The organism is Microbacterium sp. 4-7, assembly GCF_014332665.1.
GTDB lineage: Bacteria > Actinomycetota > Actinomycetes > Actinomycetales > Microbacteriaceae > Microbacterium.
This window is the reverse complement of record NZ_MCRH01000004.1, coordinates 400,863-425,998: the sequence shown is the minus strand read 5'-3', so window position 1 is coordinate 425,998 and position 25,136 is coordinate 400,863. Positions and strand designations below refer to the sequence as shown.

The 25,136-nt window shown below is 68.1% G+C and carries 26 protein-coding genes and 1 tRNA gene; 21 read left to right on the top strand and 6 right to left on the bottom strand.

Features of this window, described 5'->3' with window-relative positions:
• Positions 1–3: 3 nt before the first annotated feature.
• From BEP68_RS09200 to BEP68_RS09190, 3 genes are read left to right on the top strand one after another with little or no spacing between them, the layout of a single operon-like run.
• A complete protein-coding gene (locus tag BEP68_RS09200) occupies positions 4–945 on the top strand; it encodes an ABC transporter permease (protein ID WP_056278920.1) in 942 nt (313 codons plus the stop codon).
• Positions 942–1,754, top strand: coding sequence for an ABC transporter permease (locus BEP68_RS09195; protein ID WP_053096602.1), 813 nt, complete (start codon positions 942–944; stop codon positions 1,752–1,754). The genes BEP68_RS09200 and BEP68_RS09195 overlap by 4 nt, the downstream gene beginning before the upstream one ends.
• On the top strand, positions 1,751–3,259 hold the full coding sequence (locus BEP68_RS09190; RefSeq protein WP_187249787.1) for an ATP-binding cassette domain-containing protein: 1,509 nt from the start codon (positions 1,751–1,753) through the stop codon (positions 3,257–3,259). The genes BEP68_RS09195 and BEP68_RS09190 overlap by 4 nt, the downstream gene beginning before the upstream one ends.
• On the opposite strand, the gene BEP68_RS09185 is transcribed toward BEP68_RS09190, so the two are convergent.
• The gene (locus BEP68_RS09185; protein ID WP_187249786.1) at positions 3,249–3,899 is read right to left on the bottom strand and encodes a pentapeptide repeat-containing protein; all 651 of its coding nucleotides are present in this window, start codon (positions 3,897–3,899) and stop codon (positions 3,249–3,251) included. The two genes, BEP68_RS09190 and BEP68_RS09185, sit on opposite strands and share 11 nt — an antisense overlap.
• Before the next feature lie 333 nt (positions 3,900–4,232).
• Between BEP68_RS09185 and BEP68_RS09180 the strand changes: the two genes are divergently transcribed.
• The 5 genes from BEP68_RS09180 (at position 4,233) to ndk (ending at position 11,005) form a co-directional block, all read left to right on the top strand.
• Positions 4,233–5,042, top strand: a complete 810-nt coding sequence (locus tag BEP68_RS09180) for an endonuclease domain-containing protein (RefSeq protein ID WP_187249785.1) — start codon at positions 4,233–4,235, stop codon at positions 5,040–5,042.
• Positions 5,043–5,462: 420 nt separating this feature from the next.
• Positions 5,463–8,828, top strand: a complete 3,366-nt coding sequence (ileS, locus tag BEP68_RS09175) for an isoleucine--tRNA ligase (RefSeq protein WP_187249784.1) — start codon at positions 5,463–5,465, stop codon at positions 8,826–8,828.
• Complete coding sequence (locus BEP68_RS09170) at positions 8,825–10,177, top strand: bifunctional folylpolyglutamate synthase/dihydrofolate synthase (RefSeq protein WP_187249783.1); 1,353 nt, start codon at positions 8,825–8,827, stop codon at positions 10,175–10,177. Before ileS ends, BEP68_RS09170 begins: the two co-directional genes overlap by 4 nt.
• Positions 10,165–10,587: a DUF4233 domain-containing protein gene (locus BEP68_RS09165; RefSeq protein ID WP_053096593.1), complete on the top strand. Its 423-nt coding sequence runs from the start codon at positions 10,165–10,167 to the stop codon at positions 10,585–10,587. The genes BEP68_RS09170 and BEP68_RS09165 overlap by 13 nt, the downstream gene beginning before the upstream one ends.
• 1 nt (position 10,588) lies before the next feature.
• Entirely contained in the window at positions 10,589–11,005 is a 417-nt protein-coding gene (gene ndk, locus BEP68_RS09160; protein WP_029261664.1) for a nucleoside-diphosphate kinase, read from the top strand.
• Between the two features lie 67 nt (positions 11,006–11,072).
• On the opposite strand, the gene BEP68_RS09155 is transcribed toward ndk, so the two are convergent.
• Entirely contained in the window at positions 11,073–11,690 is a 618-nt protein-coding gene (locus BEP68_RS09155) for a vitamin K epoxide reductase family protein (protein WP_053096588.1), read from the bottom strand.
• Positions 11,691–11,971: 281 nt separating this feature from the next.
• On the opposite strand from BEP68_RS09155, the gene BEP68_RS09150 reads away from it, so the two are divergent.
• Entirely contained in the window at positions 11,972–14,569 is a 2,598-nt protein-coding gene (locus BEP68_RS09150) for an Rne/Rng family ribonuclease (RefSeq protein ID WP_187249782.1), read from the top strand.
• On the opposite strand, the gene BEP68_RS09145 is transcribed toward BEP68_RS09150, so the two are convergent.
• A complete protein-coding gene (locus tag BEP68_RS09145) occupies positions 14,534–14,800 on the bottom strand; it encodes a DUF4031 domain-containing protein (RefSeq protein ID WP_053096584.1) in 267 nt (88 codons plus the stop codon). The two genes, BEP68_RS09150 and BEP68_RS09145, sit on opposite strands and share 36 nt — an antisense overlap.
• Positions 14,801–15,011: 211 nt before the next feature.
• Between BEP68_RS09145 and rplU the strand changes: the two genes are divergently transcribed.
• From rplU to BEP68_RS09090, 11 genes are all read left to right on the top strand, one after another.
• Positions 15,012–15,320 (top strand): 50S ribosomal protein L21, encoded by a 309-nt coding sequence (rplU, locus tag BEP68_RS09140; RefSeq protein ID WP_072591411.1) that lies wholly within the window; start codon positions 15,012–15,014, stop codon positions 15,318–15,320.
• Between the two features lie 19 nt (positions 15,321–15,339).
• Entirely contained in the window at positions 15,340–15,597 is a 258-nt protein-coding gene (rpmA, locus tag BEP68_RS09135) for a 50S ribosomal protein L27 (protein WP_028501603.1), read from the top strand.
• A gap of 107 nt (positions 15,598–15,704) precedes the next feature.
• Positions 15,705–17,207 carry a GTPase ObgE gene (gene obgE / locus BEP68_RS09130; RefSeq protein ID WP_187249781.1) on the top strand — a complete coding sequence of 501 codons (1,503 nt, stop codon included), beginning with the start codon at positions 15,705–15,707 and terminating at the stop codon, positions 17,205–17,207.
• The gene (gene proB, locus BEP68_RS09125; protein WP_072591410.1) at positions 17,204–17,989 is read left to right on the top strand and encodes a glutamate 5-kinase; all 786 of its coding nucleotides are present in this window, start codon (positions 17,204–17,206) and stop codon (positions 17,987–17,989) included. The genes obgE and proB overlap by 4 nt, the downstream gene beginning before the upstream one ends.
• Positions 17,990–17,998: 9 nt before the next feature.
• Positions 17,999–19,252, top strand: a complete 1,254-nt coding sequence (locus BEP68_RS09120; RefSeq protein WP_187249780.1) for a glutamate-5-semialdehyde dehydrogenase — start codon at positions 17,999–18,001, stop codon at positions 19,250–19,252.
• 66 nt (positions 19,253–19,318) lie between these two features.
• The gene (locus BEP68_RS09115; protein WP_053096577.1) at positions 19,319–19,543 is read left to right on the top strand and encodes a hypothetical protein; all 225 of its coding nucleotides are present in this window, start codon (positions 19,319–19,321) and stop codon (positions 19,541–19,543) included.
• 6 nt (positions 19,544–19,549) lie between these two features.
• Positions 19,550–20,152 carry a nicotinate-nucleotide adenylyltransferase gene (gene nadD / locus BEP68_RS09110; RefSeq protein WP_053096575.1) on the top strand — a complete coding sequence of 201 codons (603 nt, stop codon included), beginning with the start codon at positions 19,550–19,552 and terminating at the stop codon, positions 20,150–20,152.
• The gene (locus BEP68_RS09105) at positions 20,149–21,336 is read left to right on the top strand and encodes a hypothetical protein (RefSeq protein ID WP_187249779.1); all 1,188 of its coding nucleotides are present in this window, start codon (positions 20,149–20,151) and stop codon (positions 21,334–21,336) included. The genes nadD and BEP68_RS09105 overlap by 4 nt, the downstream gene beginning before the upstream one ends.
• Positions 21,336–21,719 (top strand): ribosome silencing factor, encoded by a 384-nt coding sequence (gene rsfS / locus BEP68_RS09100; RefSeq protein ID WP_042537705.1) that lies wholly within the window; start codon positions 21,336–21,338, stop codon positions 21,717–21,719. Before BEP68_RS09105 ends, rsfS begins: the two co-directional genes overlap by 1 nt.
• A gap of 1 nt (position 21,720) precedes the next feature.
• Positions 21,721–22,410 (top strand): SDR family oxidoreductase, encoded by a 690-nt coding sequence (locus BEP68_RS09095; protein WP_187249778.1) that lies wholly within the window; start codon positions 21,721–21,723, stop codon positions 22,408–22,410.
• Between the two features lie 124 nt (positions 22,411–22,534).
• Entirely contained in the window at positions 22,535–22,792 is a 258-nt protein-coding gene (locus BEP68_RS09090; protein ID WP_232224447.1) for a hypothetical protein, read from the top strand.
• Between the two features lie 61 nt (positions 22,793–22,853).
• Here the strand turns inward: BEP68_RS09090 and BEP68_RS09085 are convergent, their stop codons facing one another.
• The 3 genes from BEP68_RS09085 to BEP68_RS09075 form a co-directional block, all read right to left on the bottom strand.
• Entirely contained in the window at positions 22,854–23,036 is a 183-nt protein-coding gene (locus tag BEP68_RS09085; protein WP_187249777.1) for a hypothetical protein, read from the bottom strand.
• A 133-nt stretch (positions 23,037–23,169) separates the two neighbouring features.
• Complete coding sequence (locus tag BEP68_RS09080) at positions 23,170–24,252, bottom strand: AI-2E family transporter (protein WP_230100734.1); 1,083 nt, start codon at positions 24,250–24,252, stop codon at positions 23,170–23,172.
• A gap of 261 nt (positions 24,253–24,513) precedes the next feature.
• A tRNA-Ala gene (locus BEP68_RS09075) sits at positions 24,514–24,586 on the bottom strand.
• A gap of 107 nt (positions 24,587–24,693) precedes the next feature.
• On the opposite strand from BEP68_RS09075, the gene BEP68_RS09070 reads away from it, so the two are divergent.
• On the top strand, positions 24,694–25,134 hold the full coding sequence (locus BEP68_RS09070; RefSeq protein ID WP_187249776.1) for a GNAT family N-acetyltransferase: 441 nt from the start codon (positions 24,694–24,696) through the stop codon (positions 25,132–25,134).
• The last annotated feature ends 2 nt before the right edge of the window (positions 25,135–25,136 follow it).

Below are 25,136 nucleotides of genomic sequence, written 5' to 3'. Positions count from 1 at the left end.
ACGGTGAAGGCAGCGCTCATCCGGATCGCCGGTCTCGCGGCATCCGTCGTGATCGTGCTCTGGGGTGCGGCGACACTCGTCTTCCTGGCGTTCCGCGTCATCCCGGGCGATCCGGTCTCGGTGATGCTCGGGCCGCAGGCTCAGGTGAGCGAGGCGGTCAAGGACGGCATCCGTGCGGAGCTCGGCCTCGATCGACCCCCGCTCGAGCAGTATCTGACCTTCATCGGTCAGCTCGCCCGGGGAGACCTGGGCGAGTCGTATCAGCTGCGGATGCCGGTGACCGAGGTCATCGGCCGTCAGCTCGGATCGACGCTGCAGCTCTCGGCGCTGGCTCTCGTGATCGCCGTGCTGCTCGCGCTCGCCGTCGCCCTGCTGGTGCGAGGCCAGGCAGGGCGAGCCGTCGCCGCGGGCATCGAACTCGTCATCCTGTCGTCGCCCGTGTTCTGGATCGGACTGATCCTGCTCAGCGTCTTCGCATTCGGACTGGGGTGGTTCCCTGTCTCGGGTGCCCGCAATCCGGCGACGATCGTGCTGCCGGCCATCACGCTCGCGCTTCCCGTGGCGGCCTTGCTCAGCCAGGTGCTGCGGGATGGACTCGTGCAGGCCGAGCGGATGCCGTTCGCCGAGACCGTGCGGGCGCGGGGTGCGAGCCCGTCCTGGTTCACGCTGCGTCACGGACTGAGACACGGTGCCGCGAATGCCGTGACCCTGGCGGCCTACCTGACCGGATCGGTGCTCGGAGGAGCGGTGCTCGTAGAGACCGTGTTCGCCAGGGCGGGCCTCGGCCGGGTCACCCTCGCGGCCATCACGAACCGCGATCTGCCGGTGATCACCGGGATCATCCTGCTCAGTGCCATCGTCTTCGTGATCGTGAACCTCGTGATCGAGCTGCTGCATCCGCTCATCGATCCTCGGCTGCGCACCGGGCGGGGAGGAAGGCGATGAAGCGCGCGCAGACCGTGCTGCTCTGGTGCGCCGTGGCCGTGCTGCTGGTGCTCGCATTCGCTGCGGCCTTCCCCGCTGTCCTCGCCACGCACGACCCTCTTCAGACCGACGTGCGCGCATCGCTTCTGCCGCCCAGCGCCGAGCATCTGTTCGGCACCGATCAGAGCGGGCGTGACGTCTACTCGCGCGTGCTCTACGGGGCCGGGCGCTCGATCGGCATCGGCCTGCTCGCCACGGGCATCGCGCTCGCCGTGGGGCTGCTCATCGGTGCGCTCGCTGGCCTCGCCCCGCGGGGAGTCGACGCGGCACTCATGCGGGTGAACGATGTGCTCATGGCCTTCCCCGAGTTCCTGGTCGCGCTCGTGGTCGTGGCGGTGCTCGGGCCCGGACCGGTCAACATCGCGATCGCCGTGACGCTCGCCGCCGTCCCCGTCTACATCCGGCTGGCGAGGGTGCAGACCCGCACCCTTCGCAGCGCCGAGCACGTCGAGGCCGCCCGGATCCTCGGCGTCCCCCCGGTGCCCGCGTTCGTCCGGCATGTCGTGCCGGGTGTGCTCGGGTCGCTGAGCGTGCTCGCGACGATCGGCATCGGCTCGAGCATCCTCGCGGCCGCCGGACTCAGCTTCCTCGGTCTCGGCCCGTCAGAGCCCACTCCCGAGTGGGGCCTCATGCTCGCCGGAGGACGCAACGTGCTCGGACAGGCCTGGTGGATCGCCGTGTTCCCCGGCATCGCGATCACCGTCACCGTGATCGCGGCGACGATCGTCGGCCGCGTGCTGCGTGCCAGAGCAGAGGGGCGGACGTCGTGACGGAAGCGCTCGAGCTGCAGGGGTTGCGCATCGACTTCGGTGGGACGCCCGTCGTCGACGGGGTGTCGCTGTCGGTGGCGCGAGGGGAGTGCGTCGCCATCGTCGGTGAGTCGGGCGCGGGCAAGTCGCTCACCGCACGGGCACTTCTCGGACTGACGCCCGCAGACGCACGCGTGCGGTTCGAACGGCTCGTCATCGACGGGACGGACGTCGCCCGGTTCGGCGAGCGGCGGTGGCGCTCTCTGCGCGGCGCGGGCATCGCGCTCGTCTCGCAGGATGCCCTCGTCTCGCTCGATCCGCTGCAACGGGTGGGATCGGAGATCGCCGAACCCCTGCGGCTCCACGGCCTCAGGTCCGGACGAGCGGCGCTGCACGAAAGAGTGCAGGAGCTGCTGCACCGCGTCTGGATGCCGGACGCCGCCCGCCGAGCGCGGCAGTACCCGCACGAGCTCTCCGGCGGACTCAGGCAGCGGGCACTGATCGCCTCGGCCATCGCGGCCGAACCCGCGATCCTCGTCGCGGACGAGCCGACCACGGCTCTCGATGCGACGGTGCAGGCGAGGATCCTCGGACTCCTCCGCGACATCGCCGACGCCGGCACCGCGATCGTGTTCATCAGCCACGACTTCGCGGCCGTCCGTCGCATCGCCGATCGCGTGCTGGTCATGCGCAACGGCGTGGTCGTCGAGTCCGGGCCCGTCGGCGAGGTTCTCGAGAAGCCGCAGCACGCGTACACCCGACAGCTGATCGCCGCGACGATGCACGAGCCGCGTGTGACCTCTACCGACGACGTGACACCCGTGCTCGTCGCCACAGGCGTCACCAGGACATACGAGGAGATCGCCGCCGTGAACGACGCGTCGTTCGCCGTGCATCAGGGACGCACACTCGGCATCGTCGGGGAATCGGGGTCGGGCAAGACGACGCTCGCCCGGATGATCGTCGGTGTCGAGCAGCCGGACGACGGCGGCCTGCGCTGGATCGGCGAGCACCGCGTGCAGCTCGTGCACCAGAATCCGCTCGGCGCATTCGATCCTCGATGGAGCATCGGGCGGTCGCTGAGGGAGGCGCTCGCCGCGGGCGGCGTGCCTCGGGCGCTGCGGGCCGCGCGGGTGTCCGAGCTTCTCGCCGAGGTCGACCTCGACCCCGTATTGGCGACCCGGCGGCCGTCCGCGCTGTCGGGTGGGCAGCGACAGCGTGCCGCCATCGCTCGGGCGCTGGCTGCCGAGCCCGAGGTGCTCGTGCTGGACGAGCCGGTGTCGGCTCTGGATCCGTCGGTGCGTGAGCGCGTGATCCAGCTGCTGCTGAGGCTGCAGCGCGAGCGTCGGCTGACCATGATCTTCGTGTCGCACGATCTCGATGTCGTCGGGGCGGTCGCCGACGACGTGCTGGTGATGCAGGACGGCGTCATCGTCGAACAGGGTGCAGTCACGGACGTGTTCGAATCGCCGCAGCATCCGTTCACTCAGGAGCTGCTCGACGCGAACCGGCCCGTCAGTCCCTGACCTGGATGCCGATCCCCGCCGCGAGTACCGGTGCGAGCTGCTGCACCTGGAAGCTGCTCAGGGTCGTGCCGCGGAGGCTGTTCGCATCGAGGAACGCCGAGGCGTCGAGCCCGCGCAGGTCGACGTGCGCGGCGCGCATGCCGCGGGAGTCCACCTCGTCGCAGCGCGTGTCGGTGAAGCGCACGCGGGTGAGCTCGGCCTGGGGCATGTCGATCGTCCGGATGCTGCACGCGGTGATCTCGACGTCCGTGGCCTTCGACGCCCCCAGGTTCAGATAGTCGATCCGCACGTCGCGGAGCTCCAGCTCGTCGATTCGGGCGCTGCTCAGATCGAGCGTGCCGATGCGTCCGCCGCTGATGCGCACGCGTCGGATGCCGGCATCCCGCATTTTGAGCGAGGCGATGCGGACACCCGTCATGTCGACGTCGATGAGGGTGGCTCCGGTCAGATCGACGCTGTCGGCGTCGGCCGTGATCGTGCACTGCTCGAGTGAGGCGTGCGCGAGATCGGCTGCGACCTCGAGATCGAGCTGTGCCGCGAGCAGATCGGCGCTGCGCCGAGCCGTCGCCGACTCGAACTCGAGGGGAAGGTCGGGAGGCGATACGCGGGGAGCCGCAGGGGATTCGGGGGAGCGGGCCATGCTTCGAGGGTAGGGGGTGGGTGAGACACTCCTCGGTTCGGCCGCGCCTTCCTCGGTTCGGCTGCGCCTTTCTCGGCCGGCTGCTCCTTCCTCGGCCGGATGCGCTTCACTCGGCCTATCGCGCTGAATCGGACCGAGGGAGGTGGATTCGGCCGAGCGAGAGCGGGAGCACGAGAGTGGCGAGCGAGCGACGTCTGCGGACGCCTCGACCGCTCCTGCACAGAACGCCACGAGACGCCGTTGTGCGCACAAGCCTGGAACGGGGGGCGACGCGCACGCGATACGTCCCACACTGGCTGGGTGCGGAGAACGTCAGAGGACTTGCTTGCGACGATGACGGAGCTCGGCGGCGTCGTGCGTGTCACCGTCATCCAAGAGCGCGGATTCGCTCGGAGCCTGGTCGCGTCGGCGGTCGAAGGCGGTGTGCTGATCCGGCCGCGACGAGGATGGCTCGCGGTGCCTTCCGCCGACGGGATGGTGATCAGCGCGGCGCGCCGAGGCGTCGTGCTGACCTGCCGTACTCAAGCCGCTCGGCTCGGTCTCTGGCTGCACGACGATTCGGGCAAGCCACACGTCGCCGTCGGGCCGAACGCCGCGGGGAGGCGACGTGTCGACGCGCAGGTGCACTGGGGCAGTCCGATCGTGCCGCGTCATCCGGATGTGCTCGTCGATCCGATCGAGAATGTGCTGGCGTACATCGCTGAGTGCGAGCCTTTCGAGCGGGCGCTCGCGACCTGGGAGTCAGCGCTCAACAAGTCGCTCGTCACGATGGAAGCTCTGCGCGGATACTCGTGGAAGCCGGCGGCGCGGCTGATTCTCGAACGGGCCACTCCTTTCGCCGACGCGGGGCTGGAGACCTACCTTCGTGCGCGACTGCGGTGGCTGAGAGAGCCGATCCGCGTGCAGATCTGGATCGCGGGCCACCGCGTCGACGCTCTGATCGGCGACCGATTCGTCGTACAGATCGACGGGGCCCACCACGTCGGTCCGCAGCGATCCGAAGACATCCGGCACGATGCCGAACTGCGGCTGATGGGGTATCACGTGATGCGCGTGTCGTACACGCACGTCATGTTCGACTGGCACATCGTGCAGGACCTGATCATGCGCGCGGTCGCGCAGGGACTGCACCGCGCGGGGTGAGTGACCCGCCGTTCAGACGCTTCGCACCGTCGGACAGATGGTCGTACCTCGGCCGAATTTCCGGAGACTGGCCGACGGAGGTGCATTCGGCCGACGGGGGCGCGGACTCCGGAGACAGAACCGACATCGGAAGCGCGCACGGACTTCGGCCGCTCTCAGGAGGCAGGAGGCGCACGCGCCGCACCGCGCGTACAATGGGAGACAAGAGCTGTGATCCGGACATCACCGGGGAGCTCTCGGAAGAACGGTCGGCTCGCGAGGGCGGACTCAGTAGAACCGAGCGGGGCAGGCCCGTCACAGCCGCAGTGAGAGTGGCTCCGCCGTGAGGCGCGGCACGCGAGGTGGTACCGCGGTCCCCGGAACGACAAGCCGGACGGATCGTCCTCGCAGCAGCATCCGCCACGACTCCTGCGAGACGACATGACCTACCCGCGTTCCTCCTTCGGCCCCGCCGCCGACCAGGCTGCCTCCGTCGCCCCGAGCCCTCGGTTCCCTCAGATCGAGCGCGAGGTGCTCGACTTCTGGGAGACCGATCAGACCTTCCGCGCCTCGATCGAGCAGCGCGAGGGCGAAGACGAGTGGGTCTTCTACGACGGCCCGCCGTTCGCCAACGGCCTGCCGCACTACGGGCACCTGCTCACGGGCTACGCCAAGGACGTCTTCCCGCGATTCCAGACCATGATCGGCAAGAAGGTCGATCGTGTCTTCGGCTGGGACACCCACGGTCTGCCCGCCGAGCTCGAGGCCATGAAGCAGCTCGGCATCACCGAGAAGAGCCAGATCGAGGAGATGGGCATCGACGTCTTCAACGCGAAGGCGAAGGACTCGGTGCTCAAGTACACCCATGAGTGGCAGGACTACGTCACGCGTCAGGCTCGCTGGGTCGACTTCGAGCGCGGATACAAGACGCTCGACCTCGGTTACATGGAGAGCGTGCTCTGGGCGTTCAAGACCCTGTTCGATAAGGGACTCGCCTACGAGGGATACCGCGTGCTGCCGTACTGCTGGCGCGACGAGACCCCGCTGTCGGCGCACGAGCTGCGCATGGACGACGACGTGTACCAGAACCGTCAGGACCCGTCGGTCACCGTCACGTTCCCGCTGACCGGTGCGAAGGCTGAGGCCCTCGGTCTCACCGCCGTGCGGGCACTCGCCTGGACGACCACCCCCTGGACCCTCCCCACCAACCTCGCGCTCGCCGTCGGCCCCGACATCGAGTACGTCGTGCTGCCCGCCGGTCCCGGAGGAGCTGCCGACGTGCACCAGGTCGCGGGAACGACGGATGCCGCCGTCGAGGCCTCGGCCCACCGCTACCTTCTGGCGCGTGAGTTGCTCGGCGGCTACGTCAAGGAGCTCGGATACGAGAGCCTCGACGAGGCGCTCGCCGCGGTCGACGCGACGGTGCGCGGAGCCGAGCTCGAGGGCGTCACCTACGACCGGCTCTTCGACTACTACGCCGACGCCGAGACCTACGGCACGGAGAACGCCTGGCGCATCCTCGTCGACGACTACGTCACGGTCAGCGACGGCACCGGCATCGTCCACCAGGCTCCTGCCTACGGTGAGGACGACCAGCGGGTGGCCGGTGCTGCCGGCATCCCGACGATCCTGTCGCTCGACGATGGCGGACGATTCCTGCCGAACGTCACCGACGTCGCCGGGCAGCTGTGGATGGACGCGAACACGCCGCTCATCCGCCTGCTGCGCAGCGAGGGGCGCCTCCTGCGCGAGCAGAGCTACGTGCACTCGTACCCGCACTGCTGGCGGTGCCGGAATCCCCTGATCTACAAGGCCGTGTCCAGCTGGTTCATCCGCGTCACCGACATCAAGGACGACCTGCTCGCGAACAACGAGCAGATCACCTGGGTGCCCGAGAACGTGAAGCACGGCCAGTTCGGCAAGTGGCTCGAAGGCGCGCGCGACTGGTCGATCAGCCGCAACCGCTACTGGGGCTCGCCGATCCCGATCTGGAAGAGCGACGACCCCGAGTACCCGCGCGTCGACGCCTACGGCTCGCTCGAGGAGATGGAGCGCGACTTCGGCACGCTCCCGCGCAACCCCGAGGGTGAGATCGATCTGCACCGTCCGTACATCGACGACCTCACCCGTCCGAACCCCGATGACCCGACCGGCCGGAGCACGATGCGCCGCATCGAGGACGTCTTCGACGTGTGGTTCGACTCCGGCTCGATGCCGTACGCGCAGGTGCACTATCCGTTCGAGAACCAGGAGTGGTTCGACACGCATGCGCCCGCCGACTTCATCGTCGAGTACATCGGGCAGACGCGTGGCTGGTTCTACGTCATGCACGTGCTCTCGACGGCGCTGTTCGATCGACCGGCGTTCACGGGCGTCAGCTGCCACGGCATCGTCCTGGGCAACGACGGCTACAAGATGTCGAAGTCGCTGCGCAACTATCCGGACGTCTCCGAGGTGCTCGACCGCGACGGCTCCGACGCGATGCGCTGGTTCCTCATGTCGAGCTCGGTGCTGCGCGGCGGCAACCTCGCAGTGACCGAAGAGGGCATCCGCTCGGGCGTGCGCGAGTTCCTGCTCCCGCTGTGGAACTCGTGGTACTTCTTCGCGACGTATGCCAACGCGGCGAAGCCCGGCGGATACGAGGCGACCTGGCGCACTGATTCGACCGACGTCCTCGACCGCTACATCCTCGCTCGTCTGGGCGACCTGGTGCGCGAGGTGCGAGCGGACCTCGAGGGTCTCGACTCCACGACCGCGTCCGCGCGTCTGCGCGACTTCGCCGAGGTGCTCACCAACTGGTACATCCGTCGCTCGCGCGACCGGTTCTGGGAGGGGTCGAGCACAGACGCCTTCGACACGCTCTACACGGTGCTCGAGACGCTGACCCGGGTCGCCGCGCCTCTCGTGCCGCTCATCAGCGAGCGCGTGTGGCAGGGGCTCACGGGCGGACGCAGCGTGCACCTGCAGGACTGGCCGGATGACACCGCGTTCCCCGCGGCGGACGAGATCCGCGACGCGATGGATGCCGTTCGCGAGCTGTCGAGCGTCGGCAACGCCCTGCGCAAGAAGGAGAAGCTCCGTGTGCGGCTGCCACTCGCACGCCTCACGGTGGTGTCACCTCTGGCGGCCACGCTCGGCCAGTTCGAGGACATCCTGCGCGAGGAGCTCAACGTCAAGTCGGTCGAGCTCGTCCAGCAGTCGGACACGACCGCCGGCGGATACGGGATCAGCCACCGGCTGAGCGTGAACGCCCGTGCGGCGGGTCCGCGCCTGGGCAAGAACGTGCAGACGGTGATCAAGGCCGCGAAGTCCGGCGACTGGTCGGAGGTCGACGGCGTCGTGACCGCGGGTGGCATCGTGCTCGAGCCGAGCGAGTACGACCTCGTGCTCGAGACCACCGGCCGGCCCGAGGGGGAGGCGCTCGCGATCGTGCCGAGCGGCGGATTCGTGCTGCTCGACACGACGACGACTCCTGAGCTCGAAGCCGAGGGACTGGCGAGAGACGCCATCCGCGTCGTGCAGGAGGCCCGCAAGAATGCGGACCTCGATGTGAGCGACCGCATCGTTCTGGCACTGAACGTGGGCCCGGCCGATGCCGAGGCGCTGCAGGCGCATGCGGACCTGATCGCGGGGGAGACCCTGGCCGTCGCGTTCGCGGTGCAGGCGACCGACGACATGGACACCCTCGTGCAGGAGGTCACCAGCCCCGGTGACGGCGTCTTCCGCAGTGGTGCGACCGCCCTGGGCGCCGACAAGCGTCCGATCATCGTCACGATCGACGTCACGACGAAGGAGCCCGCCGCATGAGCGCACGCGACAAGGCCGATGCCGTCTACGACAAGCTGCTGAGCCGTGCGGGGGAGCGTTGGGTGCAGCCGCGCAAGGAGCGCACAGCGCGCATCCTCGCGTATCTCGACGATCCGCAGCGCACGTATCGCGTCGTCCACATCACGGGTACGAACGGCAAGACCTCGACCGCTCGCATGATCGAGACCCTGCTGCGCGCGCACGGGCTGCGCACGGGCCTCTTCACCAGTCCGCACCTCGAGCGCTTCACCGAGCGCATCGTTATCGATGGAGAGCCGATCGAGGATGCCGCCGTCGTCGACGCCTGGAACGAGATCGAACCGTTCGTCGAGATCGTCGACGCCGAGCTCGAGGCAGCGGGTGACGAGCCGCTCACGTTCTTCGAGCTGCTCACCGTGCTCGCCTTCGTGGCGGTGGCGGATGCCCCGGTCGACGTGCTCGTCCTCGAAGTGGGAATGGGCGGCGAGTGGGACTCGACCAACACGGCCGACGGTGATGTGGCGGTGTTCGCGCCCATCGACATCGACCACGCCGATCGTCTCGGCGGCACGATCGCCGAGATCGCGACCGTGAAGGCGGGAATCATCAAGGAGGGCGCTGCCGTCGTGTCGGCCCAGCAGCCGGCGGAGGCCGCCGAGGTGCTGCGCCGTGTCGCTGCGGAGAAGAACGCCACGATCGCCTTCGAAGGCGAGGAGTTCGGGCTCGCCGAGCAGAAGCTCGCCGTCGGGGGACAGCTGTTGACCATCCGCGGTCTCGCCGGAGCGTATGTCGAGGAGTACCTGCCCCAGTACGGAGCGCACCAGGGACACAACGCGGCCCTCGCGGTCGCAGCCGTGGAGTCGCTCATCGGCGGGGCGCAGCAGCCGATCGCCGCCGACATCATCTCGGAGGGCCTGCAGGGCTCGACCTCGCCAGGGCGACTTCAGCTGTTGGGCATCGCTCCCACGGTGATCGTGGATGCTGCGCACAACCCGCACGGCGCAGCCGCGCTCGTGCAGGCGATGGGTGACAGCTTCGACTTCGACGAGTGGGGTGTGGTGCTCGGCGTGCTCGCGGACAAGGATGCCGCCGGTATCGTCTCGAAGCTCGCACCCGCGGCGGCCCATGTGTTCGCCACGGCGCCCGAGTCCGACCGTGCGAGCGACGCGGATCTCATCGCCGATCTCGTCGAGTCGACGGGACAGCGCGCGACGGTGCACCCGACGCTCGCCGAGGCAGCGGACGCGGCCCGCGAGTGGGCGGCGTCATCGGATCGCCGGGCCGTCGTGATCGCCGGCTCGGTCGTGCTCGCCGGCGAGGCGATCGCTCTCGCCGAGGAAGAGGACTGGAAGTCGGGATGGCGCGCGTGACCGCTGCATCCCGCCCGGCCCGTCCGCCGCGTCCCCCACGCACTCTGGTGCAGAAGCTGGCGCCGATCGTGCTCGGTTTCGAGTCCATCGTCGTCTTCCTCGCGGGGCTCACGGTCTTCGGTCTGAAGACGCTGCCCGCGGGCATCCCGCAATGGTGGGGGATCGTCGGCGGTGCCGTCGTCGGGCTCGCCTGCCTCGCCCTCGCCGGCATGATCACGAAGCCGTGGGCGATCACGGCGGGCTGGGTCCTGCAGGTCGTCATCGCTCTGGCAGCTATCCTGGTCCCCGCGATCCTGCTCGTCGTCGTGGTTTTCGGCGGCATGTGGGGGTATGCGACGATCATGGGGGCCCGATTGGACGCACGACGTCCCGACGGGCCCACGACTGAGACTCAGACAGAGAGTGAATGACATGGCCACCGAAGAAACCCTCGTCCTCGTCAAGCCCGATGGTGTCGCCCGCGGCCTCACCGGCACGATCCTGGCGCGCATCGAAGCGAAGGGCTACGCCCTCGTCGACATCCGCCTGGTCGAGCCCGACCGCGACCTGCTCGCCGAGCACTACGCGGAGCATGAGGGCAAGCCCTTCTACGAGCCGCTCCTGGAGTTCATGCTCTCGGGCCCGTCGGTCGCCATCCGCCTCGCCGGCAACCGTGTGATCGAGGGCTTCCGCTCGCTCGCCGGCACGACCGACCCCACCACCGCCGCGCCCGGCACGATCCGTGGCGACTTCGGCCGCGACTGGGGTCTCAAAGTGCAGCAGAACCTCGTGCACGGCTCGGACAGCCCCGAGTCGGCCGCACGCGAGCTCGGCATCTGGTTCGACTGACCGATCCGCACACGACGAAGCCCGCCGCACGAGATCGTGCGGCGGGCTTCGTCATGTCCGGGCGGGGTCAGAAGATGATGCGCGCCATCTCGCCGAGGAAGTCCAGGCCCTGCAGCTGCGCCATCATGATGATGACCGCGTAGGCCAGGATGGTGGCCAGCGGAACCCAGACCATCAGCTTGTCGGCGCGTTCCCGGGTCTTCTCGTTCCGTGTGAAGGTGCCGTTGCGGGTCAGATGCAGCATCGTCGCGAAGAAGGTCGGGATGGTCACTGCCCACGTCACCATGCACCACGGGCACAGAACCCCGAGGTTCGCGGCGTAAAGGCTCTGGCCGATGAGCCAGCAGACGAGTCCGAAGGCGAAGGTGATCCCCGCGCCGAAGGCCGCCCAGAACCACCGCGGGAACCTCGCCCCGGCGAGGATCGCGACGCCGATCACCAACGGGGCCATCCACCCGGTCAGTCCGAGCAGCGGGTTGGGGAAGCCGAAGATCTCACCCTGCCAGGACCCGAGGTTCTTGCTGCACTGGATGAAGGGGCTCACATCGCAGGCGAGCGCATCGGTCGGGTTCTCCAGAAGCACGAACTTCTCGACCGTCAGCTGGAAGGCGGCGAACCAGCCGATGACGCTCGCGATGATCAACCACACGGCATAGACGACGGGGCGGGTGCGCTGCTCGCTCATGTGTGGATTCTCTCAGCGATCGCTATGTATCGGGCGTGAGCGCGCCGGAGAAAACGACCCGGAGTCGCGAGGATGCCGCGAACCGGGGCACTTGGTGCGATAATGGCCTGTGATGCATCGCTCGACCCCGTCGTGGCGCGCATCGACGCAGACTTCGGGGCCGTATGCCCCTCGTGATCAGAGCCATGGGCCGGTCGCACACCGAATGAGTTCGCGACACCTGCGGGTGTCGCATGAGAGTTAGCGGAACACGAAGTGTCCGCGCGAGGAGCAAGCCAGAGATGGCCGATGAGAACAATGACTACGACGCCCCTACCCTCGACTTCACTGCGGATGCTGACGCGCCCGCAGAGGTAGTCGCCGACGCTCCGGAGGCTGTCGCATCCGACGCTCCGGACGACGGCGAGGGTTCGACGAGCGAGGGTTCGACGAGCGAGACCGCCTCGGCCGAGGAGACTCCTGCGGAGGAGGCTCCCGCTGAGGATGTTCCTGCGGACGAGGCTCCTGCTGAGGAGGCTCCTGCTGAAGAGGCTCCTGCTGAAGAGGCTCCCGTCGAGGAGACTCCTGTCGAGGATGCCCCGGCTGAGGATGCCGCTGCTGCGGAGGCTCCGTCGCAGGACGCGCCCGACGCCTCTGCAGAGCAGCCCGCTGTCGAAGCCGCACCCGAGCAGCCCGCTGCCGAGAAGCCCGCTGCCGAGAAGCCCGCTGCCGAGACCGCACCCGAGAAGCCGGAGGAGCCCAAGCCCCTCACCGCCGTCTCGCTGGGGCTGCTCCCCGAGGTCTTCGTCTCGCAGGTCTCGACCCAGCTGCACTTCTACGCACCCGAGGTCCTGCCGCTTCCTGCGCGCACGGGTCGCGAGCGTGTGTTCGACCGCATCGCCGACCGCGAGCAGGACGAGCCGGCCGGTCGCCGCAGCCGTCGTCGTCGCGGCGGTTCGGACGACCTCGACACTCGCGATCAGCGTGAGCCGCGGGAGCAGCGCGATGAACCGCGCCAGCCCCGTCAGCGCGTCGTGGAGTACATCACCGAGCCGAAGGCCATCAAGGGCTCCACGCGCCTGGAGGCGAAGAAGCAGCGCCGCCGCGACGGACGTGACGCAGGTCGTCGTCGCCCGGTCGTGACCGAGGCGGAGTTCCTCGCGCGTCGCGAGTCGGTCGACCGCAAGATGGTCGTCCGCTCCAAGAACGGCCGCACGCAGATCGGCGTCCTCGAAGACGGCGTGCTCGTCGAGCACTACGTCGCTCGCAACCAGGACGCATCGCTGATCGGCAACGTCTACCTCGGTCGCGTGCAGAACGTGCTGCCGAGCATGGAGGCAGCGTTCGTCGACATCGGCCGCGGCCGCAACGCCGTGCTGTACTCCGGTGAGGTCGACTGGGACGGCGTCGAGACCGGCAACCAGCCGCGTCGTATCGAGCTCGCGCTGAAGGCGGGCGACCGCGTCCTCGTGCAGGTCACCAAGGATCCGGTGGGCCACAAGGGCGCGCGTCTGACCAGCCAGATCTCGCTCCCGGGCCGCTACCTCGTGTACGTGCCGGGCGGATCGATGAACGGCATCAGCCGCAAGCTTCCCGACAACGAGCGCACGCGCCTGAAGCGCATCCTCAAGGAGGTCCTGCCCGAGTCCTCCGGCGTGATCGTCCGCACGGCGGCCGAAGGCGCCACCGAGGACCAGCTCACGCGTGACGTCCAGCGGCTGACCAGCCAGTGGGAGCACATCCGCAAGCAGGTCGAGAACCAGCAGGCACCCGCACTGCTGCACGCCGAGCCCGACCTCCTCGTCAAGATCGTCCGCGACGTCTTCAACGAGGACTTCACGAAGATGCTCATCCAGGGCGAGGACGCGCAGCGCACGATCCGCGCCTACCTCGAGAGCGTCGCACCCGACCTCCTCGAGCGCGTCGAGTCGTATGAGGACGAGACCGACCCGTTCGACGCTTTCCGGATCACGGAGCAGATCGAGAAGGCGCTCGACCGCAAGGTGTGGCTGCCCTCGGGTGGTTCGCTGGTCATCGACCGCACCGAGGCGATGACCGTCGTCGACGTGAACACCGGCAAGTTCGTCGGCTCGGGCGGAAACCTCGAGGAGACCGTCACCAAGAACAACCTCGAGGCGGCCGAGGAGATCGTCCGCCAGCTGAGGCTGCGTGACATCGGCGGCATCATCGTCGTCGACTTCATCGACATGGTGCTCGAGTCCAATCGCGACCTGGTTCTGCGTCGCCTGATCGAGTGCCTCAGCCGGGACCGGACGAAGCACCAGGTCGCCGAGGTCACCTCGCTCGGCCTCGTGCAGATGACCCGCAAGAAGCTGGGCCTCGGCCTGCTCGAGACGTTCAGCGAGGCGTGCGACGTATGCGCCGGCCGCGGCGTCATCGTCCACCACGACCCCGTCGTCAAGCACCGCTCCAGCAGCAACGGGAACGGCAACGGCAACGGGAACGGCAGCTCGCAGTCCAACCGTCGCCAGCGCGGCGGCAACGGTCAGTCGCAGAGCGCTGCTCCGGCCGCGGTGACGACGCACAGCATCCCTGAGGGAGCGAAGTCGGCACTCGCGCAGATCGCAGCCTCGACGCGCACTCCGAATGCCGACGAGCCGGCAGAGGCCGTCGCTCCTGTGGCTGAGCCGACGGAAGCGACCGCACCGCAGGAGCGCGCCAAGAAGCCTCGCAAGAAGCGTGGATCCGACCGCAAGTCGTCGCCGAAGTCCCCGGCGGAGGCGCTGCTCGATTCGGTGCTCGATGCTCTTCCCGAGCCGAAGGCGCCCGGTCAGGGTCGCGGTCGTCGCCGCGTCTCGACGGCTGCCCTCACAGGCACGCCCGTCTCGGTGAACTCCGAGCCGTCAGCGCCGGTCGCGAGCGGGGATTCGGAGTCCTGAGGCGATCAGCCGCCTGACCAGCTCCTTGCCACCGACATGCTGTGCGCCGGCGGCGAGGAGCCGGGGGATGATCTCTTCCGGAACGTCGTAGTGGTCGAGATCGAACGCGCGCGCGGGCACGTCATGCGCCCTCGCGAAGTCGTGCAGCTCCTGCAGGGTGTCATCGCTGACGAGATGAGCCCACAGGCGCCCGTGCGCAGGCCACAGGGGGTCATCGACGAGAACGGTCATCCCTTCAGCCTATGACCGGACACACCGGGCGGCACGTTTTGCCACAGTGTCCCGCATCCGGTAAAGTAGTCCCTTGGTGCGTATGCCGCGTCGTCCTGGACGGTCGGAGCGGAGAGTCTTGCGTTCGTGCCCGTCGCCCCGCGATGCATGCAAGCAACAGTCTTCCCGTGAGATCTCGGAGCCGCGAGCTCCCCAACGAAACAGGTATGAAGTGGTTTACGCAGTAGTGCGCGCCGGTGGGCGGCAGGAGAAGGTCGAGGTCGGCACGATCGTTCAGCTCGACCGTGTCAAGGCTGCACAGGGCGAGAAGATCGAGCTGGCCGCAGTGCTGCTCGTCGACGGCGCCTCGGTGACCACCGACGCTGATTCGCTGGCGAAGGTCAAGGTCACGGCAGAGGTCATCGGCAACCTCCGCGGCCCGAAGATCATCATCCAGAAGTACAAGAACAAGACCGGCTACAAGAAGCGTCAGGGCCACCGCCAGGAGCTCACGCGCGTCAAGATCACCGGCATCAAGTAAAGACCGAGGAGACCAGGACATGGCACATAAAAAGGGCGCAAGCTCCACCCGTAACGGTCGTGACTCCAACGCTCAGCGACTTGGCGTCAAGCGCTTCGGTGGACAGCAGGTTCTCGCCGGCGAGATCATCGTCCGCCAGCGCGGCACGCACTTCCACCCCGGCGTGAACGTCGGCCGTGGTGGCGACGACACTCTGTTCGCTCTGGCCGCCGGTGCGGTCCAGTTCGGCGCGAAGGGCGGCCGCAAGGTCGTCAACATCGTCGCCGCTGCTGAGTGATCACAGCACGACACTAGTCATCCGATTCGGGGCGGGCTTCGGCCCGTCCCGAATCTGCGTTTCCGGCCGAGTCCACATCTCAGGCCGCATCAATTGAGGAGAGAGACATGGTCAGCTTCGTCGACACCGTGACGCTGCATCTGCGCGCGGGCAAGGGCGGCAACGGCTGTGTCTCGGTGCACCGCGAGAAGTTCAAGCCGCTCGGCGGCCCCGATGGCGGCAACGGCGGTGATGGCGGCGACGTCGTGCTCGTCGCCGACACCCAGACGGGAACGCTCCTCTCGTACCACCACTCTCCGCATCGCAGCTCCGGAAACGGCGGCCCCGGAATGGGCGACCACCGTGCGGGGTTCATGGGCGAGGATCTCGAGCTTCCCGTTCCCGTCGGCACCGTGGTGAAGAACCCGGCCGGCGAGGTGCTCATCGACATGATCGAGCCCGGTGAGCGCTACGTCGTCGCCAAGGGCGGGCATGGCGGACTAGGCAACGCCGCACTCGCCACCCCGAAGCGCAAGGCTCCCGGGTTCGCGCTGCTCGGGACCCCCGGGTACGAGGGCGATGTCATCCTCGAGCTCAAGACCGTGGCAGACGTCGCTCTGGTCGGCTACCCCTCGGCGGGCAAGTCCAGCCTGATCGGCGCGATCTCGGCCGCACGCCCCAAGATCGCCGACTACCCCTTCACCACGCTGCACCCCAATCTCGGTGTCGTGCAGGCAGGGGACGCGCGGTACACGGTCGCTGACGTCCCCGGACTCATCGAAGGAGCGAGCGAGGGACGCGGTCTCGGACTGGAGTTCCTCCGTCACGTCGAGCGCTGCACCGCACTGCTTCACGTGCTCGACTGCGCAACGCTCGAGCCCGGTCGCGACCCGATCTCCGACCTCGATGTCATCCTGGGGGAGCTCGCCGCATACGAGGTTCCCGAGGGGCAGACCCCTCTGCTCGAGCGCCCGCAGCTCATCGCCCTGAACAAGATCGACGTGCCGGAGGCCCGCGACCTCGCAGACCTCGTGCGCCCCGACCTCGAGGCTCGCGGATTCCGTGTCTTCGACATCTCCACGATCTCGCACGAGGGTCTGCGCCCGCTGACCTACGCGCTCGGCGAGATCGTCGACCAGCACCGTGCCGAGCTCGCCGCGACCGAGGTCCCGCGTGAGCGCGTCATCCTTCGCCCGCGTGGCCCGAAGAAGGGCTTCGAGATCCGCGTCGAGGGCGGCAGCTACGGCAACGTCTACCGCATCCTCGGCGAGAAGCCGGTGCGCTGGGTCCAGCAGACCGATTTCCAGAACGAAGAGGCGGTGGGCTACCTCGCCGACCGTCTCGAGAAGCTGGGCGTCGAGGACGAGCTCTTCCGCCTCGGTGCCGTGCAGGGGTCGACGGTCGTCATCGGCGAGGGCGACAGCATCGTCTTCGACTGGGAGCCCACCATGACGTCTGCGGCCGAGCTGATGACCGCACCCCGTGGCACCGACCCGCGTCTCGCCCCCAACGGGCGTCGCACCACCTCCGAGCGTCGTGAGAACTACTACGAGCGCATGGATGCCAAGGCCGAGGCTCGCGCCGAGGTCGAGGCTCAGCGGCTCGCGGCCTACCGCGAGGACGGGGAGTGACCGCCCGCACGAGGGCGGATCTCGCCACAGCCTCACGGATCGTCGTCAAGGTCGGGTCTTCCTCGATCAGCGGGGAGTCCTCCTGGCGCATCCCCGTTCTGGTGGAGGCACTGGCGGCAGCGCACGCGCGCGGGGCCGAGGTGATCCTCGTCTCCTCCGGAGCGATCGCCACGGGCATCCCGTTCCTGCGTCTCGATGCTCGCCCCACGGACCTGGCCACTCAGCAGGCCGCAGCCGCCGTCGGACAGAACATCCTCGTGTACCGCTACCAGGAGTCGCTGCGTCCTTTCGACATCGTCGCGGGACAGGTGCTGCTCACGACCGGTGATCTCGAGAATCCGACCTCGCGCAGCAACGCGCGACGGGCGATGGAGCGACTTCTCGGTCTTCGCATCCTGCCGATCGTGAACGAGAACGACACGGTCGCGACGCAGGAGATCCGATTCGGCGACAACGACCGCCTCGGCGCGCTCGTGGCCCAGCTGATCGAGGCGGATGCGCTCGTGCTGCTCAGCGACATCGAGTCGCTGTACACCAAGCCGCCGTCCGACCCAAGCGCTGAGCCCATCGACGTCGTCGCTCCGGACGCCGATCTCTCAGGCCTCGAGTTCGGCTCGACGGTCGTCAACAGTGTCGGCACCGGGGGAGCGGCGACGAAGGTGTCCGCCGCCCGACTGGCGGCCGCGTCCGGGATCGGTGTGCTCGTGACCAGCGCCGACCTCGTCGACAAGGCCCTCGCGGGCGCCGACATAGGGACCTGGTTCGAGCCCGCGCTCTCCTAGACTGGGCGGATGACCGACCAGACCCCGCAGGTGCGGCTCGAGCGTGCCAAAGAGGCGTCCCGCGCTACGGCCAGACTGACCAGCGACGACAAGTCCCGCGCGCTCGAAGCCATCGCGGTGGCTCTCGAGGGGAATACGGCCGCGATCATCGAGGCCAACGGCCGAGACATCGAGCGCGGTCGATCTGACGGCATCGGCGAGTCGCTCATCGACCGACTGCGCCTCGATGAGAAGCGCGTCGCCTCCCTCGCCGCTGCGGTCCGTCAGGTCGCGGCTCTTCCCGACCCTGTCGGTCGGGTCGTCGGAGGGCACCGGATGCCGAACGGCGTCGCTCTCGAGCAGGTGCGGGTGCCGTTCGGGGTAGTCGGGGCGATCTACGAGGCGCGCCCCAATGTCACGGTCGACATCGCGGCGCTCGCGCTGCGCTCGGGGAACGCCGTGGTCCTGCGCGGTGGCAGCGCCGCACGAGACTCCAACGCGGTGCTCGTCGAGATCATGCGCCAGGCACTTGAGGAGGCAGGCGTCACCGCGGAAGCGGTGCAGACCGTCGACGACTTCGGTCGCGACGGCGCCACCGCCCTCATGCACGGACGGGGTTACATCGACGTGCTGGTGCCTCGCGGCAGTGCGGGGCTGATCGAGACCGTCGTGACCGAGGCGACCGTGCCCGTGATCGAGACCGGCGCCGGCAACGTGCACATCGTCCTCGACGAGAGCGCCCCTGACGACTGGGCGCAGGACATCGTCGTGAACGCGAAGGTGCAGCGCCCCAGCGTCTGCAATGCGGTCGAGACGGTCCTCGTGCTCCGTCAGGCCGCGCCACGGCTCGTCCCGCTGGTCGCGAGTGCGCTGCAGAGCGAGGGCGTGGCCATTCACGGCGACGACATGGTGGTCGGCCTCGTCTCGAACGTGATCCCCGCGACCGAGGAGGACTGGGCGACGGAGTATCTGAGCCTCGACATCGCGATCAAGGTCGTCGACACGCTCGATGACGCTCTCGACCACATCCGTCGCTACAGCACCGGCCATACGGAGTCGATCATCACGACGGATTCCCGCAACGCGGAGCGGTTCCTGGCCGAGGTCGACTCGGCGGTCGTGATGGTGAACACCTCCACGCGGTTCACCGACGGCGGGGAGTTCGGGTTCGGTGCCGAGGTCGGGATCTCGACGCAGAAGCTGCACGCGAGGGGCCCGATGGGGCTTTCCGAGCTGACCAGCACGAAATGGCTGGCGCGTGGGGCAGGGCAGACGCGCGGCTGAGGGCTAGACTAGGGGGCGCTGTGGCTCTTCGTGAGCCACGCCCGCCAGCCACGAAACGGAGTCAGGATGAACCTCGTCGCACAGATCGCGATGGTCGCTGCCGAAACCGAGCACCACGGCAATGTCCAGCTCGAGACGCTGATCTTCGGCGTCATCGCGATCATCGTCTTCGCCTTCCTCGGCCTGGTCACGCTGTCATACAAGAACGTCGCCAACCGTCACTCCGCCAAGGCTGACGCCTGGGCCGCGAGGCACGGCAAGGACGGCCACGAGGCAGGGCACGGCCACTAGGCCCATATGAACGACACGACCTCGCGTCCGGCGCGCATCGGTGTGATGGGCGGCACGTTCGACCCCATCCACCACGGGCACCTGGTCGCTGCGAGCGAGGTCGCGCACTCCTTCGATCTCGACGAGGTCGTCTTCGTGCCCACCGGACACCCGTGGCAGAAGTCGGATGTCACCCCCAGTGAACACCGCTACCTGATGACCGTGATCGCGACGGCGTCCAACCCGCAGTTCACGGTGAGCAGAGTCGATATCGACCGTGAAGGGCCGACGTACACGATCGACACCCTCCGCGACCTGAAGGAGAAGCGGCCCGACGCTGAGCTGTTCTTCATCACGGGTGCCGATGCCGTGGCGCAAATTCTCAGTTGGAGGGACCATGATGAACTGTGGGAGTTGGCCCACTTCGTCGCGGTCTCACGTCCAGGACACGTCCTGAGCACTGACGGCCTCCCGAGCGACAACGTCAGCCAACTGGAGGTGCCGGCGCTGTCCATCTCGTCGACGGCCTGCCGGGCGCGGGTCCGTGACGACGAGCCGGTCTGGTACCTCGTCCCCGACGGAGTCGTTCAATACATCGCGAAGCATCATCTGTATCGGAGCAAGGCATGAGTACATCGGATCGGCAGGAACAGGGTCCGCTGACGCGAAAGCAGTTGCGTGAGATCCGGTTGACCGGCTCCACACCGGTCATCTCAGCGGAGGAGGCTGCGGCTGCCGCCGCGGTCGCGACTCCGCCCGCCGCAACGCCGCCCGAGGAGCAGGACGCCGCCGAGACCGAACCCGCTGCACCGTCGGCACCGGCCGACCGCGGCGAGACCGAGCCGGGGAACACGCCGCTGACGCGTCGCCAGGTTCGCGAGCGCGAACGCTCCATGACCGGATCCGTTCCCGTCGGCGACGCTGACGAGTCCGACGCGCCGGACAGTGCGGATGATGCGGACTCGACCGAAGAGGTTCCGCCCGTCGAGGTCCCCGCGGCCGAGGCACCCGACTCCGACGTCCACGACTCCGATGTCCACGACTCCGATGTCCACGACTCCGATGTCGTTGACGACGATGACCAGGAAGACGAGGACTCGGCTGCGGCGGACCTGCCCGCACCGGTCAGCGCCTCGACGAACCTCGACACGACGGACGACGACCGCGAGCCGGTCACCTCCGGCGCGGGCGACACGAGTGCCGCCGTCGCGGAGCTCGGAATCGATGCAGAAGCGACCGACGAGGTCGACGCAGGCGACGTTCTGGCGGATGTGGACGACGTCGACGACGACATCGCGGACGGGGAGCGCCCCGTCGTCAACTCCGCCTTCGGTCAGGATCTGCTCAGCGACGACGCGGAGACACGGAAGCCCTTCTCGCCGTCGTTCGACGAGCTGCTGACCGTCGGCGACTCGACCGGTTCCCAGCATCTCGCTCCGAACACCCTCATCTTCAACCCCTCCCCGGGAGAGGGGTCGCTCTCAGGCCCCGTCGCCTCCACGGGGGAGATCCTCGTGACCGGTTCCTACGAGCTTCCCAAGGGACTCGGCTCACAGGGCCACGCGCACGGCACCACGGACGGCAAGGACGTGGACGCCGTGCTCATCGACGGCGAACTGCCCCCGGCATCCTCGCCCACGCCGATCGCCGCCAGCGCGGCCGTCAGCACCATCAAGCCCGCCGGCGAGGTCATCCGCCCGCCCGCCCCCGAAAAGGGCAACAAACTCATGCTCATCCTCGCGATCGTGGCGGGTGGTCTCGCGCTCGCGCTGGGCGTGTCCCTGATCGTCGCCTTCACCACGAATGTGTTCTGATGCAGTCACCTGAAACCGCCGAAGAGATGCTCCAGCTCGCGGCCGACGCCGCCGTCTCGAAGGGCGGTGAGGATCTCGTCGCGCTCAACGTCTCGGAGCCTCTGCCGCTCGTCGACATCTTCCTGCTCGTCACCGGAAACAGCGAGCGCAACGTCGCCGCCATCGCCGATGAGATCGAGGACAAGCTCATCGAAGCCGGTCACAAGCGGGTCCGCCGCGAAGGTCGCGCGGAGGCCCGATGGGTTCTCCTCGACTTCGGCGATCTGATCGTCCACGTCTTCCACCAGGAAGAGCGCGTCTACTACGGCCTCGAGCGTCTGTGGAAGGACTGCCCCGTCGTGCCGTTCGAGCTCGCAGACTCCGCCGCAGCAGACCGCGACTGACGTGACCGTCCACCTGATCACCGGTGCCGGATCCGGCATCGGCGCGGTCGTCGCGCGCCGCCTCCTCGATCGGGGCGATCAGGTCGTGGTGCTCGCCCGCGATGCCGGGCGCGCCAAGGAGATCACCGCGGCGCTGCCTGGAGCCTCGGCCGTCGTCGGCGACCTCGCGCAACCCGGCAGGCTGTCGTGGGCACTGTCGAAGCAGGCGCTTCCCGAGCGCATCGACTCGCTGGTGCACGCGGCGGGCGTCGTCGACCTCGGAGCCGTGGCCGACCTTCCGGCGAATCTCTGGGAGCGCCAGCTCGCGGTCAACCTCGTGGGGCCTGCCGAGCTCACCCGTCTGCTCCTCCCTGTGCTGCGCGTCTCTCGCGCTCGGATCGTTTTCGTCAACTCCGGTGCGGGATTGCACGCGCACGCCGGCTGGTCGGCGTATGCCGCATCGAAGCACGGACTCAAGGCTCTCGCCGACGCATTGCGGGCCGAGGAGAGCGAGCATGGTGTGCGGGTGACCTCCATCTACCCCGGACGCACCGCGACCCCCATGCAGGAACGAGTGCACCAGCAGGAAGGGCGGGATTACGACCCGGAGCGGTTCATCACGGCGGATTCCGTCGCGACGACGATCCTCACCGCGCTCGACCTGCCGGACGACGCCGCTCTCACCGATCTGACCATCCGCCCTCGGGCGTGACCCCCTGAAGTCTCTCGTCTCAGCTGTCAAGCCCCTGTGACCTTTCGGTCGGAGCGGGGATGATCTTGAGTGGGGAGAGAGTCTTGGAGGGAATCACATGTCCGGAGATCCAGATCCTAGATACGTGCTGCATCGCGTCACACCGTCGGAGTGGGTGATCAACGACCGACGATACGAGACGAACGATCCGCGGCACGTGGTGGCATGCGTCTACGAGTACGCGGACACCGAGGTCGAGGTCGTGTGGCTTCGCGACCTGCCTCTGGCAGTGCGGTACACGACCGCTTACGAAGTTCTCGAAGAGGTGACGCGAGTGCAGGATTCGAGCCGGGCGACGAGGCCCATCGCGATCCCGCACCTGCCCCCTCTTCTCGCGACCTGAACAGGCTGCGCGGCAGGACCCGGGGAGGGGCCTGCCGCGCAGGGGCGTGCTGGGCGAGGACTCAGGAGTCCTCGCCCAGCGGCTTCTCCGACGCCAGGCGGTCGGCCGCGGCGCCGTCGACCTGGTCGGCATCCGCATCCGTGTCGAGAACGGGCTCGCCGTCGACGTCGCGGTGAGGCACGCCGTCGATCTCTCCTTCGTCGTCCGGGTGGGGGACCAGCGGCGGTATCGGGTTGTTGGTCATCATCGACTCCTCTCGTGAGATGTGCGCGCCACGATAGGACGGGCGTGCACAGACAGGGAGTGGGTTGACGACCGAGGTCCGGAGGAGTATCCGGCGGTGCGACGATTCTGCGGCACTCGATGGGTCGGCGGCGTCACACCGTTTCGGGGCGCTTCTTGCGGAACGGCTTCGCGGGGGTGTGCGGGCCGTCCCACACCGTGATGATGCCCCAGGCGACAGCGGCGATCGGCACCGAGAGCACCGCGCCGACGATGCCGCCGAGGATGGTGCCCGTGGTCAGGGCGAGGAGGATCACGAGAGCGTGGAGCTTGAGGGAGCGGGCCATCACGACCGGCTGAAGGAAGTTGCCCTCGAGCTGATTCACGAGCACGACGATGCCGACGACGATGAGGGCTGCCACCGGGCCGTGCGTGACGAGCGCCACGAGAGCCGCGAGGATCCCGGCGGCGGTTGCGCCGACCAGGGGGATGAACGCCGTCAGGAAGACGATCACGGCGAGGGGGAGTGCAAGAGGGATCTGCAGGATCGCCAAGCCGATGCCGATGCCGAGAGCATCGGCGGCGGCGACGATCGACGTGCCGCGGATGTAGCCTCCGAAGACATCGACGGTCTTGTCGCCGATGCGGCGCGCACGCTCATAGCTGTTCCCGGTGAAGGGACGGAGCAGGAACTCCCAGATGCGCGGTCCGTCCTTGAGGAAGAAGAACAGCACGACGATCATCAGCGCGAGGCCGGTGAAGAAGCTCGCAGTGGCCGAGACCCCCGCGAGAGCTCCGCGTCCGAACGAGGCGCTGGTCAGGAAGTCGCCGACTCCTGCCCACACCTCGTCGAGATCGATCGATGCGATGTCGAAAGGCAGGGTGTCGAGCCAGGCCGTCACCTGCGTCACGCCGTCGGTGGCCGACTCGATCAGATCGTCCCACTGGGAACGGACTGTCAGCACGATCACCCAGACGATGCCGCCGAGGATCGCGAGGATGCCGATCAGCGCGATCCAGGTGGCGAGGATGGACGGCACTCCGCGACGCCGCATGAACGCGACGAGCGGGTGGATGGCCGAGGCGAGGATCAGCGCGATCGTCACGGGGATGAACACGAGAGAGAGCTGCGTGATCACCAGCACGCCGATGGCGACCAGGGCGAGCACCGAGAGGGTCTGCAGACTCCGTGTGGCGGCGAGGCCGAATCCCCGCGACCACAGTCGCGTCTCCGTCATCGGGGTCGACGCGTCTGACAGAGACGATGACATGGTCTCCGGTCGTCGGAACAGTCCCAGCACGTGCGTCCTCCACCTCGTCGAAGACCGTCTCGGTGACGAAGACGGCCTGGCCTTTCTATCCGTCGCAGCGGACGATGGCAAGTCCCTGGCATTCTGCCGTGGGCGACCCTTCGCCGATGACGAGGGCGCCCGCGCGCGCCGGTGTGCCGGATGAACGAGAAGAAGGCCCCGCGATCTCTCGCGGGGCCTTCTATCGGGTGGACCTGGGGGGACTCGAACCCCCGACCCCCTGCATGCCATGCAGGTGCGCTACCAGCTGCGCCACAGGCCCAGAACTGCTTCCTCACTGCTCGAAGCAACTTGAACAGAGTACTACACGGATCGCGCGCAACACCAATCGGCGCGGGGCCCCCGGGCGCGTCGCATTAGGCTGACCGCATGACGACGATCACCGCCACCGTAGAGGCCGACTTCGACGAATGGGCCGGTCTGTGGCGCGGGTATCTGACCTTCTACGGCACGGAGCTCCCTGACGAGATCACGACAGAGTCGTTTCGGCGGATCGTCGAGGGGCGGGATCTGCACGGAGCGGTCGCGCGCGACGGCAACGGGCGCGCGATCGGCATCGTGCACTGGCTCACGCACCCGGCGACGTGGAGCACGTCGCCCTACTGCTACCTGGAGGACCTCTATGTCGACGGCGAGTCCCGAGGCTCCGGGGTGGGGCGGCTGCTGATCGCTCACGTGCGTGCCTGGGCTGTCGAGAACGGGTGCGAGAAGGTCTACTGGCTGACGCAGGAGACCAACATGACAGCCCGCGCGCTCTACGACAGCGTGGCGACGCACACCGGGTACACGCACTACCAGATCGCCCTCTGACG